This is a genomic window from Erwinia sp. V90_4, assembly GCF_029967685.1.
In the GTDB taxonomy this organism is placed as follows: Bacteria; Pseudomonadota; Gammaproteobacteria; order Enterobacterales; family Enterobacteriaceae; genus Erwinia; species Erwinia aphidicola.
The window spans coordinates 39,428-59,059 of the sequence record NZ_JASCAQ010000039.1 but is presented as its reverse complement, the minus strand read 5'-3'; the positions used below and the strand labels follow the sequence as shown (position 1 = coordinate 59,059).

20 protein-coding genes are annotated in these 19,632 nt (G+C 54.5%); 13 read left to right on the top strand and 7 right to left on the bottom strand.

Annotated features, from left to right (window positions below; genetic code table 11):
- Nucleotides 1-20: 20 nt before the first annotated feature.
- The 6 genes from QLG07_RS06565 to QLG07_RS06540 all read left to right on the top strand — a co-directional run bounded on the left by QLG07_RS06565 (nt 21) and on the right by QLG07_RS06540 (nt 6,976).
- Nucleotides 21-704, top strand: a complete 684-nt coding sequence (locus QLG07_RS06565) for a molecular chaperone (protein WP_282468818.1) — start codon at nt 21-23, stop codon at nt 702-704.
- Nucleotides 705-723: 19 nt separating this feature from the next.
- On the top strand, nt 724-3,273 hold the full coding sequence (locus tag QLG07_RS06560; protein WP_282468817.1) for a fimbria/pilus outer membrane usher protein: 2,550 nt from the start codon (nt 724-726) through the stop codon (nt 3,271-3,273).
- A gap of 24 nt (nt 3,274-3,297) precedes the next feature.
- Nucleotides 3,298-4,320: a fimbrial protein gene (locus QLG07_RS06555; protein ID WP_282468816.1), complete on the top strand. Its 1,023-nt coding sequence runs from the start codon at nt 3,298-3,300 to the stop codon at nt 4,318-4,320.
- A 123-nt stretch (nt 4,321-4,443) separates the two neighbouring features.
- Entirely contained in the window at nt 4,444-5,409 is a 966-nt protein-coding gene (locus QLG07_RS06550) for a threonine/serine dehydratase (protein ID WP_048917772.1), read from the top strand.
- The gene (locus QLG07_RS06545) at nt 5,406-6,353 is read left to right on the top strand and encodes an ornithine cyclodeaminase family protein (protein ID WP_282468815.1); all 948 of its coding nucleotides are present in this window, start codon (nt 5,406-5,408) and stop codon (nt 6,351-6,353) included. The genes QLG07_RS06550 and QLG07_RS06545 overlap by 4 nt, the downstream gene beginning before the upstream one ends.
- Nucleotides 6,350-6,976: a helix-turn-helix domain-containing protein gene (locus tag QLG07_RS06540; protein ID WP_282468814.1), complete on the top strand. Its 627-nt coding sequence runs from the start codon at nt 6,350-6,352 to the stop codon at nt 6,974-6,976. The genes QLG07_RS06545 and QLG07_RS06540 overlap by 4 nt, the downstream gene beginning before the upstream one ends.
- A gap of 129 nt (nt 6,977-7,105) precedes the next feature.
- On the opposite strand, the gene QLG07_RS06535 is transcribed toward QLG07_RS06540, so the two are convergent.
- The gene (locus QLG07_RS06535; RefSeq protein ID WP_282468813.1) at nt 7,106-8,686 is read right to left on the bottom strand and encodes a carboxylesterase family protein; all 1,581 of its coding nucleotides are present in this window, start codon (nt 8,684-8,686) and stop codon (nt 7,106-7,108) included.
- Nucleotides 8,687-8,912: 226 nt separating this feature from the next.
- Between QLG07_RS06535 and QLG07_RS06530 the strand changes: the two genes are divergently transcribed.
- The 5 genes from QLG07_RS06530 (at nt 8,913) to grxB (ending at nt 11,826) form a co-directional block, all read left to right on the top strand.
- A complete protein-coding gene (locus QLG07_RS06530; protein WP_282468812.1) occupies nt 8,913-9,320 on the top strand; it encodes a DoxX family protein in 408 nt (135 codons plus the stop codon).
- A 110-nt stretch (nt 9,321-9,430) separates the two neighbouring features.
- A complete protein-coding gene (locus QLG07_RS06525; RefSeq protein WP_282468811.1) occupies nt 9,431-10,351 on the top strand; it encodes a LysR family transcriptional regulator in 921 nt (306 codons plus the stop codon).
- 122 nt (nt 10,352-10,473) lie between these two features.
- Nucleotides 10,474-10,671: a 4-oxalocrotonate tautomerase family protein gene (locus QLG07_RS06520; RefSeq protein ID WP_101761850.1), complete on the top strand. Its 198-nt coding sequence runs from the start codon at nt 10,474-10,476 to the stop codon at nt 10,669-10,671.
- A gap of 121 nt (nt 10,672-10,792) precedes the next feature.
- Entirely contained in the window at nt 10,793-11,146 is a 354-nt protein-coding gene (locus QLG07_RS06515; RefSeq protein WP_282468810.1) for an antibiotic biosynthesis monooxygenase, read from the top strand.
- Nucleotides 11,147-11,178: 32 nt separating this feature from the next.
- Entirely contained in the window at nt 11,179-11,826 is a 648-nt protein-coding gene (gene grxB, locus QLG07_RS06510; RefSeq protein WP_282468809.1) for a glutaredoxin 2, read from the top strand.
- 25 nt (nt 11,827-11,851) lie between these two features.
- Here grxB and QLG07_RS06505 read toward each other — a convergent pair whose 3' ends face one another.
- Nucleotides 11,852-12,745, bottom strand: coding sequence for a LysR family transcriptional regulator (locus tag QLG07_RS06505; RefSeq protein WP_282468808.1), 894 nt, complete (start codon nt 12,743-12,745; stop codon nt 11,852-11,854).
- A 117-nt stretch (nt 12,746-12,862) separates the two neighbouring features.
- Between QLG07_RS06505 and QLG07_RS06500 the strand changes: the two genes are divergently transcribed.
- Nucleotides 12,863-13,300: a hypothetical protein gene (locus QLG07_RS06500; protein WP_282468807.1), complete on the top strand. Its 438-nt coding sequence runs from the start codon at nt 12,863-12,865 to the stop codon at nt 13,298-13,300.
- A gap of 165 nt (nt 13,301-13,465) precedes the next feature.
- Here the strand turns inward: QLG07_RS06500 and QLG07_RS06495 are convergent, their stop codons facing one another.
- The 3 genes from QLG07_RS06495 to QLG07_RS06485 all read right to left on the bottom strand — a co-directional run bounded on the left by QLG07_RS06495 (nt 13,466) and on the right by QLG07_RS06485 (nt 16,850).
- Nucleotides 13,466-14,575 (bottom strand): S-(hydroxymethyl)glutathione dehydrogenase/class III alcohol dehydrogenase, encoded by a 1,110-nt coding sequence (locus tag QLG07_RS06495; protein WP_282468806.1) that lies wholly within the window; start codon nt 14,573-14,575, stop codon nt 13,466-13,468.
- Nucleotides 14,576-14,904: 329 nt separating this feature from the next.
- Nucleotides 14,905-15,180, bottom strand: a complete 276-nt coding sequence (locus QLG07_RS06490; RefSeq protein WP_282468805.1) for a metal/formaldehyde-sensitive transcriptional repressor — start codon at nt 15,178-15,180, stop codon at nt 14,905-14,907.
- Nucleotides 15,181-15,479: 299 nt separating this feature from the next.
- On the bottom strand, nt 15,480-16,850 hold the full coding sequence (locus QLG07_RS06485) for an MFS transporter (protein ID WP_282468804.1): 1,371 nt from the start codon (nt 16,848-16,850) through the stop codon (nt 15,480-15,482).
- Between the two features lie 105 nt (nt 16,851-16,955).
- Here QLG07_RS06485 and QLG07_RS06480 point away from each other — a divergent pair, with 105 nt between their 5' ends.
- Nucleotides 16,956-17,822 carry a LysR family transcriptional regulator gene (locus QLG07_RS06480; protein ID WP_282468803.1) on the top strand — a complete coding sequence of 289 codons (867 nt, stop codon included), beginning with the start codon at nt 16,956-16,958 and terminating at the stop codon, nt 17,820-17,822.
- A 110-nt stretch (nt 17,823-17,932) separates the two neighbouring features.
- On the opposite strand, the gene QLG07_RS06475 is transcribed toward QLG07_RS06480, so the two are convergent.
- Together QLG07_RS06475 and QLG07_RS06470 are read right to left on the bottom strand one after the other, a co-directional pair.
- The gene (locus QLG07_RS06475) at nt 17,933-18,322 is read right to left on the bottom strand and encodes a cupin domain-containing protein (RefSeq protein WP_282468802.1); all 390 of its coding nucleotides are present in this window, start codon (nt 18,320-18,322) and stop codon (nt 17,933-17,935) included.
- A gap of 36 nt (nt 18,323-18,358) precedes the next feature.
- Nucleotides 18,359-19,543 (bottom strand): NAD(P)/FAD-dependent oxidoreductase, encoded by a 1,185-nt coding sequence (locus QLG07_RS06470; RefSeq protein WP_282468801.1) that lies wholly within the window; start codon nt 19,541-19,543, stop codon nt 18,359-18,361.
- Between the last annotated feature and the right edge of the window lie 89 nt (nt 19,544-19,632).

The following is a 19,632-nucleotide window of genomic DNA, read 5'->3' as shown; positions in this document are numbered from 1 at the left end:
CTTCCTCAGGAGTCACGATTGTGAAATCAAAACTTTGTTCTCTGCTGTTAGCAGGTTTACTCGCAGGAAGCGGAATTGCCCATGCCGGTGTGATCATCGGCGGCACGCGTCTCGTCTATGACGGCGCAAAAAAAGAGTCATCCATCAGCCTGGAAAATCCTGATGCCTCTCCTTATCTGATCCAGTCGTGGGTGGAAAACGAAGCGGGCCAGAGTGACAAAAGCAGTTTTATTGTCACCCCGCCGCTGTTTCGCCTTGACGCTAAACAGAAGAACACGCTGCGCGTGATGCAGGCCGCATCGGGTTTAGCTCAGGATCGCGAAACGCTCTACTGGCTGAACATTAAATCGATCCCAACGGCCAATCCAGACCGTGCGGAAAATACATTGCAGCTCGCCGTCAATACACGCATCAAGCTGATCTATCGCCCTGCTTCGCTGAAAGAGAGCACGCCTGACCAGGCCAGCGCGCAGCTGCAATGGTCGCGCCAGGGCAACAAGCTGAACGTCAATAATCCGACCCCTTACTACGTCAACTTCAATGCCATCAGCGTGGGCGGCAAAGCGCTCGCCAACGTGACCTATGTTGCGCCACGCAGCTCCGCCAGCTTTACGCTACCAGCTGCCGTTAGCAGCAGTCAGGTGGAGTGGAAAGTGATTAGCGACTACGGCGCGATCGGCGCTGCTCACAAGTCATCCTTCTAAGATTCGGCTGGAAAAAACAATGCGCTCCCTTGCTCATACTGAAAAATACCGCGGCAACCTGAAACCCTCATATCTGGCGGTGGCAATTGCCCTGCTGCTGCCGACGCTGTCGGTACAGGCCAAAGACTACTTCAACCCTGCGCTGCTTGAGCAGCCGGGGGAAAGCACTGCCGCAACCGATCTCTCGGCATTCGAAAACGGCGGGCAGCTACCGGGCCGCTATCCCGTCGAAATCTGGCTGAACGATGAGAGGGTCGACAGCAGAGATGTGGTGTTTTTTCAGACGGAGAGCAGAGGGCTGCAGCCCTGCCTGAGCGTGGACGAACTGCGTCTGTACGGCGTGAAAGTGGATCAGTTCCCCGACCTGCAAAAGCCCGGTGAGCGCTGTGTGGACCTTGCCGCCATTGCGGAAGCGACGGCAGAATTTGTCTTCAGCGCACACCGCCTGAATCTGTCGGTGCCTCAGATAGCCGTCACCCCCCGCATCCGCGGCTACGTCCCCCCTTCCCAGTGGGATGAGGGCATTAACGCGGCGCTGTTAAACTACAGCTTTAGCGGCACCAGCGAGCTGGAAAATCAGCAGAGCAGCAGCGGTAACAGCCAGTATCTCAACCTGCGCCCGGGAATAAATGTCGGACCATGGCGCGTACGCCACTACTCAACCTGGTCACGCAACAGCAGTGGCGAGGACCGCTGGGATACCGTCTACAGCTACGCGCAGCGCAGCATCGTGCCACTGAAAAGTCAGCTCACGCTGGGTGAAAGCCAGGCCCCTTCGGACGTGTTTGATAGCGTGCCGTTCACTGGAGCGCAACTGGCTTCCGACGATGAAATGCTGCCGGAGAGCCTGCGCGGCTATGCTCCGGTAGTGCGCGGCATTGCGCGCGGCAATAGCGCTCAGGTGCTGATCCGTCAGAACGGCTACCTGATTTATCAGACCACCGTGCCCGCTGGTCCGTTCGAAATCACCGATATGTTCCCGACCGGCGGCAGCGGCGATCTGTACGTTACGGTAAAAGAAGCCGACGGTAGCGAACAAAATATGGTGGTGCCATATGCTTCACTGCCGGTCCTGCAACGTGAAGGCCGGCTGCGCTTCAGCGTCACCGGAGGACAGTACCGCGCGTATGACCGCAGCGTCGATAACGCCGCATTTGCACAGAGCACGGCGATCTATGGCCTGGGTAAGGGCATGACGCTGTACGGTGGAGTCCAGGCGGCCCAGCACTACCGCTCGCTGGCGGCCGGAGTTGGGCAGAATCTCGGAGAAATTGGGGCAATTTCCGCCGATCTCACTCACTCCAGGGGGGAACCTAAAGAGGGGGAGAGCCGCCAGGGGCAATCGTGGCGACTGCGCTACAGCAAAAGTCTGGCGGAAACCGGCACCAACGTGGCGATCGCCGGTTACCGCTATTCGACAGAGGGCTTCTATACCCTGGCGGACGTGCTGGACAGCTACAGCGATAATCCCAACACCCTGCTGAGCAATAGAAAGCGTAATCGTGCCGAGATAACGCTCAGCCAGGACCTGGGCGACGAACGCGGCTACCTGTCGGTTGGCGCAGTCTCTGAAAGCTACTGGAACAACAGCCGCAAGACCTCATCATGGAACCTGGGCTACAACAACAGCTGGAACGGCATCAGCTACGGCCTGAACTACGCGATGAACCGTAACACCACGTCCGCAGGTACCACCGACAGCGGCCTGAGTAAAACCTACGATCGCGATCGCGTGGTCTCTTTGAATCTGAGCATCCCGCTGAATCGCTGGATGGGTAATACCTATGCCAACTACAACGTTAGCAGCAGCAAATCACGCGGCACGGTGAATACCGTCGGCCTGAACGGCACGGTGCTGGAAGATAACAACCTGAACTGGAATCTGTCGCAGGGCTATGCCGCCAACGGCCAGGGCAGCTCCGGCTACGCCGGTATGAACTATCGCGGCACCTACGGTGAGGTCAACGGCGGCTACAGCTATGCCAGCGGTCAGCGCACCATGAACTACGGCGTGCAGGGCGCGATTGTGGCGCATGCCGACGGCATTACCGCCGGGCAAACCATGGGGGAAACCTTTGGCCTGGTGAAAGTCCCGGGAGCCAGCGGCGTCAGCGTTAACAACCAGACCGGAGTCAAAACCGATTATCGAGGCTACGCGCTGGTGCCTAACCTGATGCCGTTCCGTAACAACGACATCACGCTAAACACTGAAACCCTGCGGGACGATGTCGACCTGCAGCAGACCACCCGTAACGCTGTGCCGACGCGCGGCGCGATGGTCAGGACAGATTACCGGGCGCAGGTCGGACAGCGTGTGCTGATGACCCTCACCCGCGCTGATGGCAAAGCCGTGCCGTTCGGTGCCACGGTAGTGAATGACGCCGATCGTGACGCGGGCAGCAGCATTGTCGGTGACGGCGGCCAGGTCTATCTGGCCGGGATGCAGAACCAGGGAACGCTGCTGGTGCAGTGGGGCAAAAACGCTGACCGCCAGTGCCGCGTCACCTATCGCCTGAACAGCGAGAAAAATGTTACCGGAATTCAAACGCTCAACGGCCAGTGCCGCTGATCGCCTCATCGTTAAGGTATTGATATGAAAAATTTGCTCAAAAAAGTGTTAACGCCTCACTTCCTTTGCTGTGCTGCTTTACTGGCTGCCTCCAACGGAGCAATGGCGTCCTGTAGCATCACTGATGCACGCTATACTGCTGCCGATGGTTTCACCATGAACCTGCCAACGATTGTGGTACAGCGAGATGCCCCCGTGGGGAGCATCGTGTACAGCAATACGCGCAACGAACTCAACTCGCGCGGCAACTTTATCGAATGTACCGTCGGCGGATTCAGTTCGCAGTGGGGTACGGGCGGTGCCCTTACCCCGGTAAGCTACGGCGGCCAGACGCTTTATGCCTCAGGCGTTACAGGGCTGGCATGGCGTGTCGTTACCCCCGGAGCGGGCTCAACCAGCGGCCGCTACGGCACGGGTGCACTCCCGCGCCAGCTTAACGGCGTTGCCTGCGTGTCCGGTACCAACTATTGGCGGCTGTGTGGCGGAACCTGGGGCAGCGTGCGCTTCGAACTGGTAAAAATCGCCTCGGTTACCGGCTCCGGTATGTTGACCACCGGGTCACTGACGCAGGCCAGCGTGGTCGGCGAGACAAATATTTATCATTTTTCTATCGGCGGCGGAGCAGTACAGACGGTGGCGTGCTCGGTGACCAACCCAAATATTACCGTCACGATGGGCAGAACCAAAAATACCGACTTCAGCGGCGTAGGCAGCACCAGCGGCGATGCGGACTTTAATATCGGCCTGAACTGCGATGCCGCCACCAATGTCAAAATGACTATCAGCCCGGGCAGCTCCGGCGCGGAAAACGCCGCTAACGGCGTACTGAAGCTGGATAATCCCGGCAGCGATGCCGCCAGCGGCGTCGGCGTACAGCTGCTGTACAACAGTGCTCCAGTCGCGCTCGGCAGCCGCATGACGATTGCCACCACCAGCGCGGACGGGGCGTATAATATTCCGCTGAAGGCGCGTTATATCCAGACCGGCGCGCAGATTGTGCCAGGTAAAGCCGATGCCAATGCCACCTTTACCATGACCTACCAGTAAGGCGGTAAGCGGTCCGCTGCCGGGCGACTGCCTTTTGCGCCCGCCGCGCCGCGAGTACGAACAGTGGATCGGTGTGTACTAAATGTCTATAGTAGACTTTAAATACACTTACTGGATGCCATCATGCTGACCCTCTCTCAACTCTGCGACGATAGCCAGCTGGCGCACGCCGCACTGCGCCCTCAGGTAAAAGTGACGCCGCTCGACCGTAGCCACGCACTCTCTGCGCAGTATCATTGCGAGCTGTTCCTGAAAGGCGAACATCTGCAGCATACCGGTTCGTTCAAGTTCAGAGGGGCGAGCAATAAGATGCGGCTGCTCTCGCCGCAGCAGCGCGCACAGGGGGTGATCACTGCCTCATCCGGCAATCACGGCCAGGGCATGGCGCTGGCCGGGGCGATGGCGGGCATACCAGTGACGGTGTACGCGGCGGCAACCGCGTCTCCGCTTAAGCTGGAGGCCATTGCCTCCTACGGTGCCCGGGTGGTAACGCTGGAGGGCGACGCGCTGAGCGTGGAGCTGGCCGCTGCGCGTACCGCCGCAGAACAGGGCGTTCCGTTTGTCTCCCCGTATAACGACGCGCAGGTGATTGCTGGCCAGGGCACCGTGGCGCTGGAAATGCTGGAGCAGGAAGCGCCGCTCGACGCCGTTTTTGTCGCGGTGGGCGGCGGCGGGCTGATCTCCGGGATTGGTGCGGTGATGAAAACGCTGTCGCCGCAGACGCGCATTATTGGCTGCTGGCCTGCAGCCTCCGTCGCGATGTGTGCTTCCCTCGCGGCGGGCGAAATCGTTGAGCCGCCCGAGCACGAGACGCTGTCCGACGGCACTGCAGGTGGCCTGGAGCCTGGCACCATCACCTTCCCGATCTGTCAGCAGGTGGTCGATGAGTGCGTGCAGGTCAGCGAAAAGGAGATCAAAGCCGCGATGAAAACGCTGGCGCGCTACGAGCGCTGGATGGTTGAAGGCGCGGCGGGCGTGGCGATGGCGGCGTTTATGCAGCAGGCAGAAAAATGGCGCGGCAAGCGCGTTGCGGTGATCCTGTGCGGCAAAAACATCACCCTGGAGAAGTTCTGCGAGGCGGTGCAATGAGGATTATTGAGCAGGCGGTGATTCAGGCGCACTACCATGAGGCGGACGCGCTGGAAAAGCTCAAAGAGGGGTTTCGCGCTTTTTCAGCAGGCCGCGTTCAGCTGCCGCCGGCGCAGCAGTTTCTGTTTGCGCAGGCGGGTGGCGACTGCTGTATTAAATCCGCGTGGATGGAGGGTTCAGAGAGCTTCTGCGTCAAAGTCTCCAGCGGCTTTTACCGCAACGGCGACCTCGGCCTGCCGGGCAATGACGGGCTAAATATGCTGTTTAGCGCACAAACCGGGCAGCCGCTGGCCCTGCTAAATGACCACGGCTGGCTGACCGGGATGCGCACCGCGCTGGCCGGAAGGGTTGCCGCCGAACTGCTGCTGCCAGAACGGGTTGAGCAGATCGCCATCTTCGGCACCGGGTTACAGGCCGAGCTGCAGCTGCGCCAGCTGCTGGCCCTGACCGCCTGCCGCCAGGTGATTATCTGGGGGCGCAGTGAGAACGCGCTGGTGCGCATTCGCCAGCGGCTGGCTGACTGCGATATCAACCTCATTACCACGCTGGAGGCCGAACAGGCGGCGCGCGCGGCCTCGATTATCGTTACTGCCACCCCCTCCTCCGTGCCGCTGCTGCGCCGGGAGTGGATCCGGCCGGGGACGCATATCACCGCCGTGGGTGCCGACTCGCCGGGCAAACAGGAGCTGGATGCCGCCATCGTTGGCGCTGCCGCCTGCGTGCTGGTCGACTCGCTTACCCAGTGCAGCAGCTATGGCGAGCTCAGCCATCTGCCCGCAGCACAGCGCACGGGAAAAATCATTGAGATTGGCAGCCTGCTGAGCGATAGCTCGCAGTATCAGCGTGCGGCGGAGGCGATCACCGTCGCCGATCTGACCGGACTGGGCGTGCAGGATGCGCAGATCTCCGCCAGCATTCTCGCGCAGATGGGGGGCCTGAGATGAACCAGCAAAGCCCAGCAGAAAGCCAGCAGTTCGCCACGCTGACAGCGATAGCGGACGGTATTGCCGCGCTGTTTTTCCCCATGGTGGAAGTGGCCATCCACGATGTCACCAGCAGTAAAATTGCCTATCTGGCGAATAACCTGTCGAAGCGCAGCATCGGCGATGATGCCGGGCTGGAGCAGCTGACGCTCAACGACCTCGATACGCTGACCGGGCCTTACGAGCAGCTGAACTGGGACGGGAAAAAGATGCGCTCCGTCAGCATTCGCGCCAGCGTGCCGGGCAGTGCGGGCTACATTTTCTGCATCAACTTCAGTACCGCGATGCTGGAAGATGCGCGCAATGCGCTGGAGACGTTCCTGTCAATGAGCCAGCTGCAGCCCCAGCCTGCGCCGCTATTTGCGCACGACTGGCGGGAGAAGATTAACACCGCCGTGCATCAGTGGCTGGCCGAGAACCACAGCTCGCTGACTATTCTGACGCGCAGCGACAAGAAAGCGCTGGTGACGGCGCTTTACGCTCAGGGAATATTTAACGTGCGCCACTCGGCCGACTATGTGGCGAACGTGCTGTCGCTGGGAAGAGCAACGGTGTTTAAATATTTGAAAGAGATTAAGGGTTGAGGTGGGCGTCGATTCTGTTCCTACTCTCAACCGTATCAGGATGGTCTTTCACTGCCCATGGGAAATAAATTATTTTTAGTGTTGTGTTAGCTCAGCATGGGCGGCGCCTGAGTTAACTATCCTGCGATGTTATCGCTGACGCTGTAGTCTTTGATTGATAAATACCACATCTTCCCAGCCGATAACTGGCTGCATATGACTCTCCCCAGTGATATGCATCTCATGGGGTGAAACAGGATCGTATTTTCGCCACAGCCGATCCTCAGGCAGGGTATTGTGTGGATTGGGATCGCCGTATTTGATGAAGCTGATCCACGCCGTCTGCATCTCTTTGACAACGCCTTTTGCCTTGTCACTCCATGCATCAGAATCGGTAAAATTATTAAAAATAAACTTAAGCTCCGATCCGTGGATCACCCCTAACCCCGTCGAAGCAAGATCGGGATCGATATAATCAAAATGGTAAAGATAGACATCACGGTGGCGCGCTAATGCATCGGCGTACAGATACAGACCGCTACGCAATAATCCCAGGGTAATGAGTTGGTTCATGCGTGCGGCTGCGCTGTATTGCTGGTTGAGCGGAAAACGCAGGAGAATCTCATCCGCACTCGGGCCAAATGCACTTTCAATTAATGATATATAGTGCTGTTCAGTGGCATCAGGGGGGACGAAAAGGCTACCTTCGTCCGTATTAAATCCTGCAAGCAGTCTTACCGGGTTTATCTCACCTTTTGCGACTGTATCAACGGGGTCTGCATGATAAACGTGTCCGTCTGGTACTGGCCAGAAACCGGCTACCTGCGGCGGCTGTAGCGTGGGTTGGGCTGTCTGGGTCAGCAGTTTATATACAGGTAATTCTCTTAACGCTGAAAGTCCTGCAGCATCATCCTTTAATCCTAACTTTTCAAAAAAATGAGATGCCCTGGACTGAGCCTGCTCAATTGAGAGCGCATTTTCAGGTGCAACCGCTGTTGCGTTAGGGAGGCTACCACTTTGCATAATGGCCTGATCAAATAAGCCTCTGGCAAGCGGTGACACAATCAGCGTACTGACCGCATAAGAGCCTGCAGATTCTCCCCCCACCGTGACGCGAGCAGGATCGCCCCCAAATGCCCGGATGTTACTCTGAACCCACTGGAGCGCGGCAACGATGTCCAAAAGACCCCAGTTCCCCGTTGTACCCTGTTCTGCGAACGCGGCTGCGGAGGGCAAAAAACCCAGGGTCCCCAGCCGATAGTTCAGGGTGACAACAATGATCCCCTGCTGAGCCAGATTTTTTCCCTCATAAAGCGGCTGGGAGCCACTTCCCATTAGATAACCACCGCCATGAACGAAGACGTAAACCGGTAATGCAGCTGCGCTACTGGCTGCCGGGCTCCAGATATTCAGATAAAGGCAGTCTTCGGAGAAGCTACCCTCGCCGTGTTGATGACTCATCGGTCCAAACTGAGTGGCATCCCTGACTCCTTTCCAGGGTTTAATTTTCTGCGGAGGGGAAAAACGCCGCGATCCCACTGGAGGTTGCGCATAGGGAATACCTCTGTAGATGAACACACCGTCGTGCTGACGGCCACGAAGCTTGCCGGCAGGAGTGCTGATTTCATGTGGAACTTCTCCTGGCCAATGCGGTGCACTGACGGGCGTCAGAAAATCCGATAACCAGCGATTCAGACTCTTATCTTCCATCGTATTTACCTCAATATTCATCACAACTCTGCAAGCCACAGGGGTAGCAGCATCTATGAGGAACAGGGTAAATTCGGAACAAAACGAAATAAATGCACGACTCATAGATACTTTATCTATGATTTGTTTTTAATAGCATTGACTGATTCGTTCCATTTTGGAATTTATATTGCTAATTTTGACCTGATAATCATCTTCAGGGAAAGGGTGTAGAGTCTCCTCATCAACTTAATGAGAGGAAAACGCCATGTTCGATACCCGCACAACACCTTATGCTGCACTGCTGATGCGTCTGACGCTCGGCACTCTTTTTCTGGCACACTTCGGGCTGAAATTTTTTGTTTTTACTCCCGCAGGTACTGCGAAATTCTTCGCTTCGCTGGGTCTGCCTGCTGGTCTGGCCTACCTTACTATGGCGGTGGAGCTGATTGGCGCAATAGCCTTAATTCTGGGTATCTACACGCGAATTGTCGCCGTGCTGCTGATCCCTGTTTTACTGGGTGCGATCGTTACCGTCCACGGCCCAGCAGGCTTCTTCTTCACAAATCCAAATGGTGGATGGGAATTCCCTGCTTTCTGGATTATTGGCCTGCTCGTTCTGGCGCTAACCGGTGACGGTAAGTTTGCCCTCAAACCGACCCAGCTGAACAAATAAGCTCTCTCTAAATGGCGAACGCGCTGTTCGCCTTTTAACCTGTCTGTGTACTGTTGTGACTTTCCGCTTTAGGCTAAAGTACCCCTCAGATTTCCAGCCAGGCCTCTACTATGTCAGCCCTGTTTTCTACCGAATCTTTCAGCAGCATTGTCCACTTTGTAACGGCAGCAAATTCAAGCAGTTTTACTGCGGCCGCTGAACAGCTGGGCGTTTCGAAATCGGCAATTGGTAAGAGTATTCAGCGGCTTGAGGCCAGCCTGGGTACGCCACTTTTCCATCGCACTACTCGAAAAATAAGTCTCACCACTGAAGGTGAAGCCTATCTTGCAAGCTGTCAGAGTGCGCTTGAAACCCTGCAAATGGCAGAAATGGCGCTGCGTTCAAAGCTCACTGAACCTACGGGGACAGTGAGGATCGATCTGCCCGCAGCCTTTGGCCGCTCGGTAATGATGCCGGTGCTGATGGACATGACAAAACGTTATCCCTATCTGAAATTAACCATCACCTTTAACGATCGCATCATAGATCCCCTTGATATTGGTTTTGATCTCGCCATCCGCTTTGGCCCCATAAAAGACACTACCGACCTAATCGCCCGCAAGCTAAATGACCAGCACCTGATTATCTGCGCTGCGCCTGACTATCTCTCCACTTATGGCACGCCTGAAACTCTGGCCGATCTTACTCATCACCGCTGTATTCTGGCCTGGCGCGGCGGGGCACCGCTAAGCTGGTTGATTCGTGACGAGGCCGGGAAAGAGATCAGGCTCAAGCCCGTGCCTTTTCATCAAATCAGTGATGGCGATGCCATGATTGATGCCTGTATCGCCGGAGCAGGCTTAATACAGTTTCCAGAAGCGCTGCTGCGCCCTCATATTCAGAGCGGCAGGCTGGTGCCGCTGCTAGCTGCCTGCAACCCTGCCCCCACAGAACTCAATGTCATCTGGCCCCGCGCCCGTCATTTGCTGCCGGGCGTACGCTTCATTATTGACGAGTTGATTGATTTAGCTGCACGCAAAGCATTCGAATAATTGTAGACTTCAGCTCTACACTCTGTGCCCTTATAGCCTGTTTATCCACTCAGGTTATCAGCGTAGGATCTCTTCAACGTCAGGTTGTCTGACAATTCATCCATTCATGAAGGGGTTCTACCATGCCAGTAGTCAATATCCAGATGTTCGACGGTCGCGACGACGCTAAACCTGCTATCGCTAAAGCAGTGACTGAAGCTATCGCTACCCACGCCAAAGTTGATCCGCAGTATGTCTATGTCATTTTCAACGATGTCACCACCGATAACTGGGCGATTTCAGGGGAGATTTTTGCTGAGACGCTGAAGAAATCCAGCTGACACAGGGCACTGATTAAATCAGCCGTTATGCATCAGCGCGTAACGGCATATTCCTGTTACAGGGAATGTCTCCCCCCTCTTCTTTGCACGTTTTCCTGCTGCCAAAGCTCTGGAGATTACAATGAAAAATGAAATTACCTGTGTGTTTAACCTGGCCGTCAATAACGGGCAATTCCCTGCGTTTAAAGAGTTAGTGTCACGCGTGGTTGAAGCCACCAGTAAAGAGCCTGGCACGCTAAGCTATGTGTATAGCGTCAGCGACGATCAAAAAACCGCACATATCGTCGAGCGTTATCGTCAGCAGGATCTGGTGAGCCATGTTGATCGCACGTTCGCCCCTTTTGCTGAGACCTTCCTCTCTTTAGTCACCATCACCGGCCTGACGGTTTACGGTGAACCCGATGATGAAATTCGCAAGCGATTAGATCCGTTCGGTGCCGTATATATGAAGCCTTTTGATGGGTTTACACGCTAATTAACAGCCTGAAGATGATGGATATCTCTGCTATGAAACTTTATGTTTACGATCACTGCCCGTTTTGCGTTCGTGCGCGCATGATTTTTGGCTTGAAGGATGTTGCCTGTGAAATCATTACTCTGCCAAACGATGATGAAGAAACGCCAGCGCGACTTATCGGCAAAAAAATGCTTCCCATCCTGCTGACGGAAAGTCATGAAGCAATCGGAGAGAGCCTGGATATCGTCAAGTATATTGATGACACCTATGGCTCGCCTGTCTTGACGATGCCAGACAATTTAGCCATTGAAACCTGGATGGAAGAGGCGACGAAACTGATTTACCCTCTGGCGATCCCAAGATGGGCAAACTCAGACTTTGCTGAGTTCAGCCAGGATGCGGCAAGGCACTATTTCGTTAACAAGAAAGAGACCGTTTTTGGTCCTTTCTCGCGTTTGCTGGAACAATCAGAAAGCATGGTGACTGCGATCAATGCACAGCTTGAAGTTCTTGAGTTGCTGTTCTCTCAGCAGCAGAGAGAGGCCGGGCATTTCTCACTGACGGATATCCGCCTGTTTCCCCTGCTGCGATCTTTATCTATCGTTAAGGGTATTAACTGGCCGCCACTGCTTGATGCCTGGCGGAGAGAGATGGCCCTAAGATCGCAGGTCAATCTTAATGACGATATCGCTATTTGAGTGGGATATCACGGGCGGCGGAGATTCAGAGCCGCCCGGAGCCAAAGTGGTCAGATGCAAAATCGAGAAAGCTACGTACTTTAGGCGTCAGGCGACGATCGGGTGCGTGGAGAATATGCAAAGGACGCGTGGGTATTTTGAAATCGGCAAGCACCTGAACCAGACTGCCCTCCTTAATCATAGGTGTAACCAGTTCAGCCGGTTGTAGCGCTACCCCCTGGCCAGCACGAGCTGCACTGATAAGTGCTTCTCCGCTGTCCAGCATTAACCGCCCCCCGACCGCTACCCGTAATATCCCTCCCTTATCTGCAAATTCCCAATGTGTTCTCAGTGATGTATGGCTAAAAATCAGGCACTCGTGTTGGCTCAGATCGTTGGGATGAACTAATGCAGGGGCATCATTAAGGTAAGCCGGTGACGCACAGGCGATCAGCTCATAGGGGTGTAACGCGCGGGCGACCAGCCCACTGTCGGGCAGCTGGCCAACGCGAAACACAATATCAAAGCCTTCATCAATCAGGTCTACCATCCTGTTTGCCAGCATGAGTTCCACGGTAACATCGGGGTTTTGCTTAAGGTAGAGGGGTAATAGCGGTGCCAGGGCATGAACACCAAATGTGACCGGGGCATTAATACGGATGCGGCCTCGTGGCGTTGAACGCGTCTCAGCAGCAAAAGACTCAACCGCCTCCAGTTCGGCAAGAATGATTTTTGCCCGCTCATAGAAATCGCGCCCTGCTTCCGTCACGCTGTGCTGGCGGGTGGTACGATTGATCAGGCGAACGCCGAGATGATGCTCGAGGAAGGAAACGTTTTTTCCCACCAGTTGTGGCGACATATCCAGCGCTTCAGCCGCGGCGGTAAACGACCCCAGCTCTACGGAACGCGTAAAAACCGTCATACTGGTAAGACGATCCATTAGAAACATCCTGTTGTAGATGAGCCGATAGTTGGCATGAATAATGTCATTTATGGGTAATGAGTACAATGTCAGGCAGACCTGGACGTTCCCCCTTCAACACATAAGAGTGTGAGTATGATTAACGCGGAATTTTCTCTAAGGCGTGAAAGCACACAGTTTATCTACCCGGAATCAGATAAGAAAATTGATATCGCGAAAGGCGTGGATTACATCCTGTCAGGAATAACGGCGCAGACATCACTGACTGCGTGGCATCTGGAAATGATGATTTACCGTACCGAGGAGATTATTGAAGCCGATGCGACCATCAGACCAATCCACGGTGAGATAGTCTGTCGAGAACCGTTATTGAAGAGCGTGTGCGCCAGCTATTTAGACGGTGCATCTATAGCCACGCCCGAGCATATTGAAGCAGCTTTTAATAAGCTGGCAGATGATATTTCCTACCATCCTCTCTCACTGTCCGATGAAGCGCTACCGGTTCTTGCCTGGTTCGTCTTCATCCGCGAGATAACGCATCATCTCGGTATTACTGCAGTGCGGGCGGCTTAGGTTTAGAGCAAAAAAAACCGGCTACTGTAGAGGCAGGTAACCGGTAAGGTGCTGCAGGATATCATTTTTATAAGAGTTTATATTTGGCTAGCGTGGCTTATGCCAGCCAGGTACCAGCCTTTTGATCGGGCGCGGCAGTCATGCCGCACCTGACAGAGTCAGTCATCAGTAATGAATAACGGTGCGGATCGATTTGCCTTCGTGCATCAGATCAAATGCATCATTGATATCATCAAGTGCCATGGTATGAGTGACGAAAGGTTCAAGCTCAATGTCGCCTTTCATGGCATCTTCAACCATGCCCGGCAGCTGGCTGCGGCCTTTAACGCCACCAAACGCAGAGCCTTTCCACTGGCGCCCGGTCACCAGCTGGAACGGACGGGTGGAGATTTCCTTGCCCGCGCCGGCCACGCCGATAATAATCGACTGGCCCCAGCCGCGGTGTGCGGATTCAAGTGCCGAACGCATCACATTCACATTGCCAATACATTCGAATGAGTGATCAACACCCCATCCCGTCATTTCGACAATAACCTCCTGAATGGGTTTATCGAAATCATTGGGATTAATACACTCTGTCGCACCGAACTGCTTCGCCAGCTCAAATTTAGCCGGGTTGGTGTCGATGGCAATGATGCGGCCTGCCTGTGCCTGACGCGCGCCCTGAATGGCTGCAAGCCCAATGCCGCCCAAGCCAAAAATAGCGACGGAATCACCAGGCTGCACTTTCGCCGTATTATGGACCGCACCAATACCTGTTGTTACGCCGCAGCCCAGCAGGCAGACATGTTCGTGATTTGCCTGTGGATTAATTTTTGCCAGAGACACTTCGGCAACCACGGTATATTCACTGAACGTAGAGCAGCCCATATAGTGATAAACAGGCTGGCCGTTATAGGAGAAACGCGTGGTGCCATCAGGCATCAGTCCCTTGCCCTGCGTTGCTCGCACCGCTGTACAAAGATTGGTTTTGCCCGATTTGCAGAACAGACATTCGCCACACTCTGCGGTGTACAGTGGAATGACATGATCGCCAGCTTTAACGCTGGTGACGCCTTCCCCTACTTCTACCACCACGCCAGCACCTTCGTGACCGAGAACCGCAGGGAAAACGCCCTCAGGATCATCCCCGGACAAGGTGAAAGCATCGGTGTGACAGACGCCGGTGTGGCTGATTTTTACCAACACTTCGCCAGCACGCGGTGGCTCAACATCAAGCTCAACAATCTCTAAAGGTTTACCAGGGCCAAATGCCACGGCAGCACGGGATTTCATATATTGCACTCCACTTTAACGAGGGGATCAGAAGGAGCGGAGTGAGAAATTTACATCCCCTTTGCACCGCTCTCGGCAGATGATGAATGATTCATCGGATGGGAGGAGTATAGATCACATACCCCATAGGGTATACAAAATTAATACAAAAACAGCCTAAGCACACTTCAACTTACTGTTATTAGAGTTAAATTAATTTAAGCAGATCGGCTGCTTACCCATAGTTACGCTTGAAAGAAGTTTGATGACTGAGGTACTGCAATAAAGAACAGCACCCTAAGGCGCTGCCTGATACCCGCGTTGATGAAGTGCGACTGAGCAAAGTCAATTTATTTAAAATAAGATCGAACCAGCTTAACCAGTTCACCTATCTGTTCTTCAGGAGCATCATCTGGGTTTAGCTTCCCGGAAAATTCCTCTTTTATATATATTTCAAGTATTTCCGTCATCAGACTGTTCATGGCACCTCTCACCGCAGCCATCTGCATCAGTACCGGGGCACAATCCACGCCAGCTTCAAGCGAGCGCTGGATACCTTCGCACTGTCCCTGGATCCTTTTGATTCGATTAAGCGCACGTTTTTTGTCTTCGGGGGAGTGTGGCATACATCCTCACATACTGTACCGGGGTATATTACAACGTGAAGATATTGCTGAGATGAGTGATGACCAAAATGATGATTCGTCACTTAAACAGGGAGAAGAACGCCTTCACGCATGAGCTATAGCGGACAGTTTGCCAGATGGGGATGACTTCACCAATACCCCCTCGACTAAGAGAGGCAGTGTAAGGCTGATAAGGTTCAGGCATAAAGTACCCATTCATTTTGAGTGAACAAACGCCTTATTTTTAATCCTTAATTTGATGCTGACCCTGCATCCCGAACTGACACTCTGGCTCCCCGTTAAACCTCGATGACTTCCCGCGCCCGCCGCGTCATGAAGAGATTCATCAGGATGCAGATAAACAGCACTAAAGCAGATAGCCGCATGGCTTCGGTCATACCCTGTGAAAATGTGTTGGCGTCGGCATGCGTTATAAGTGCACCAAAGATCGCCACGCCAATAACCCCCCCTAGCTGTCTGGCCGACGACATCAAGCCCGAGGAGATACCGGCATCATGCTGTGAAACAGACCCAAGCAGGGTGTTTGTGACCGAAGGAACTGACATTGCACTTCCCGTTCCAACCAGCATCAGCGCGCCATTCAGCAGCCACAGGGACGAGTGAACGGAAAGCTGAGATAACAATAAAAAACCCACAATTTGTACGCTAAAGCCCGTGGTGATGATGCGAACAGCACTGACCCGTCGAGCCACGCGGGAAGAGATCATGGTGGATACCGTCAGTACGGCGGTTAAAGGAATGAATGCGATGCCGGTCTGAAGTGCGTCATAGCCTTTGACTGTCTGAAAAAAGAGACTCAGTACGAAAACGGTGCCGTAAAAAACCAGATTGATCACCGCCCCACTCAGGCACATGGCAATCAGCATCTTGTTTTTAACCAGACGCGGAGGCAGCATCGGATCGGCAACATGCCTTTCGGTGACAATAAAGCTCAGGGTAAAGATCGCTGCCAGGCACAGGGCGCTCACAGGCAACGCAGTCCAGCCCCGCTCGCTCGATTCAGTCACAGCATAGGTCAGGCTGGCGATAGCCATTGCGCTCATTATCTGGCCTGCAACGTCGACTTTCTTCTCCACGCGAGGTGAGGCTGGCGCAAAACGCAGGATCAGGATGATAGCAATGAGACCAATGGGGACATTGATCAAAAACACGCTGCGCCAGCCGAAATATTGGATAAGGATACCACCCAGTACCGGTCCGGCAGCCAGCGCGATACCTCCACAGGCTCCCCACATAGCGACGGCTGTACGGCGGGTATTGGCATCCTGGAAGGTCAGCCTGATGAGCGTTAAAGAGGTGGGTACTAACAGGGCAGCACCTGCCCCCTGGATCCCCCGGAGCGCGATAAGCACTGTCATGCTGTTGGCTAACCCGCAGCCGATCGAACCCAGCGTAAACACGGCAAATCCCCAGCAAAAGACGGCTTTAGCACCATATTTATCCCCCCATGCGCCACCGAGAATTAACAGCGCTGAAAAAACCAGAGCATAGCTGTTGATCACCCACTGAAGGCCGGTAAGGTTAGTGTTAAATGCATCTCTCAAAGCTTGCAGGCCAACATTGACCACGCTGACGTCAAGCTGCACGACCAGAAACCCCAGGCAGGATGAGATCAGTATTGCCGTCAGGGCAGGTGTTACTTTTGACATGACTGATTTGGCCACAATGAGTTGAACATAACGCAAGGATAAGAATTGACATGTCATGCGTAAATACTAGAATTTGCACACCAACCATGCAAAAACGCATACCTTATGAATTGGGAAGACCTCCGTTTTTTTCTGGCCATAGCGAAAGCCGGGACAATTTCATCTGCTGCAAAAGATTTAAACGTGGATCAGGCTACCGTGAGTCGTCGTCTGGCCTCTCTCGAAGCAGACCTGGGGGTTCAGCTGTTCATTCGCTTACCGCGAGAATCACGCCTGACGCCAACAGGGGAGAAAATTTTAAACGAGGCAAAGGAAATTGAGGCGAAGGTATTCACAGTCGCCCGCCTCTCTTCCTCCGTTAAAACCTCGGCCCATTCCCGGGTAGCGATTTCGGCTCCGCCCATCCTTGCTCGCCATTTTTTTGCTCCCGCTATTTATCAGCTGGCACAGCGAAATCCTGAGATAAAGCTCGCCATCCAGAGCGAACCACAATTTGTTTCGCTCGCAAAAATGGAAGCTGATTTATCCTTGCGCCTCTCTGCGCCAATTGAAGAGACCGATATTATAAAAAAAGCAGGGCTGATGAAGTTTGGTTTATATGCGGCCCCTCATTACAAAAATCTCACAAACCCAGCGCTGTGGGAATTTATAGCTTACTCCCACAAAGAGCCGGATTTCGCCCACAAGCGCTGGCTGTACGCGCTGGCAGGAAAAAGGCGGGTGTGTTGTGAAGTCAGCGATTTGAGCAATCAGTATGAAGCTGCCTGTAGCGGAATTGGCGTTGCGGGTTTGCCCTGTTTCCTGGCGGACAAAGAGCCACGCCTGATTAAATTGCCCGCTGAACACCCGTTGCTAACCCTGGATATCTGGCTTGCTAAGCATCCTGACCGACGTGACGATCGGCAGATTCGTAAGCTCGCTACGGTCATCACAGAGTTTTTAGAGCGAGATGGGCTTGGCCTGCATCAGTAGTGCAGGCAACCCATTGGTTTTCAGGCATTAAGAAACCCAGGGGAAGCGTTGGCCTCACCTCCACTGGGTAACGGTAGTGTTTGGTCCACAGACTGTGTCAGCTGAACCTGTTAATACTCAGATTCCTCTCCCGGCAGTGGTACAGACAGCGCCATCCCTTTTGCACCTGCATAGAAGATGATGACATCGGTGCTTTGGCCGGTGGTGAATCCCCGGTGGGCAATATCGATGGACTCGTTGAAAGCCTCACCCGCGCTGAATGTCCTGGTATCCCCCGTCGCTTTATCCTCAATGGTCAGGGAACCTGACAGAATATAGGCCGTGTTAGGAATGGGGTGGGTATGCCAGGGCAGCTCTGAATGCGCGGGGATGGTCATTTTCATCACCGTAATTTCAAGCTCACCCGAAGGGTAATTTTGCAAAGTCTGGCCATTCCACGCCTGGCCACTTTGAAGCAGGGTTTCGCTGGTGTTTTTATGTCCGCTGGAAGAGTTTTGCATTTTACCGCCTGAGAATCAGTTAAATCAGATTTCTCATTATAGCGCCTGCGCACACGCCCAGGCTGAGCTCCACGCCCACTGGAAGTTATAGCCGCCTAACCAACCGGTGACGTCAACCACTTCGCCAATAAAGTACAGCCCCGGCACATCACGCGCTTCCATGGTTTTCGACGACAGCTGGCTGGTATCGACGCCGCCGAGCGTAACTTCGGCGGTGCGGTAGCCCTCGGTGCCGTTGGGCTGGATTTTCCACTGGTGCAGCGCGCTGGCCAGCTCCGCCTGCTGGCGGCTATTGAGCTGCTTCAGCGTGCATTCCGGCACCCTCCCCAGCAGCTGCAGGCACTCGACCAGGCGCTTCGGCAGCAGTTTGGCAAGGGTGTTTTTCAGGCTCTGATTGGGGTGCTGCTGGCGCTCTTCATTAATAAAGGCATCGATATTCTGCGCCGGGGAGAGATCAACGCTGACAAATTCGCCCGGCAGCCAGTAGCTGGAGAGCTGCAACACCGCCGGGCCGGAGAGGCCGCGGTGGGTAAACAGCAGCGCTTCTTTAAATACCGTGCCGTCTTCGGCGGTCAGCACCGACGGCACCGAAACGCCGGACAGCGTCTGTAGCTGCTCCAGCAGCGGTTTATGCAGGGTAAACGGCACCAGCCCGGCGCGGGTCGGGAACACCTTCAGGCCAAACTGTTCGGCAATTTTATAGCCAAACGGCGATGCGCCCAGCCCCGGCATCGACAGCCCGCCGCTGGCGATCACCAGCTTTTCCGCCTGCACCTCTGCACCGTTGAGCTGCAGCGTGTAGCCGCTGTCATCACGCGCTACCGCGAGTACTTCACTACGCAGGCGCAGCGTGACGCTGCCGGCTTCGCACTCTTTCAGCAGCATGTCGACCACCTGCTGCGCTGAGTCGTCGCAGAACAGCTGTCCGAGCGTCTTCTCGTGCCAGGCAATGCCGTGACGGTTAATCAGATCGATAAAATCCCACTGGGTATAGCGCGCCAGAGCGGATTTACAGAAATGCGGGTTATGCGACAGATAGGCCGCTGGCTCGGTATAGAGGTTGGTGAAATTGCAGCGCCCGCCGCCGGACATCAGGATTTTACGCCCGGCTTTTTTGCCATTATCGATCAGCAGCACGCGCCGCCCGATCGCGCCCGCCTGAGCCGCGCAGAACAGGCCAGCCGCACCCGCACCAATTACGATAACGTCAAATTTTTCCACCACAGACTCCGCGCCGAACCACAAAAACGCTGATTGTAGAGAGTTGACGGCTGGGATACCAGCGTGACACTAAATCGCAGCTGAAACAT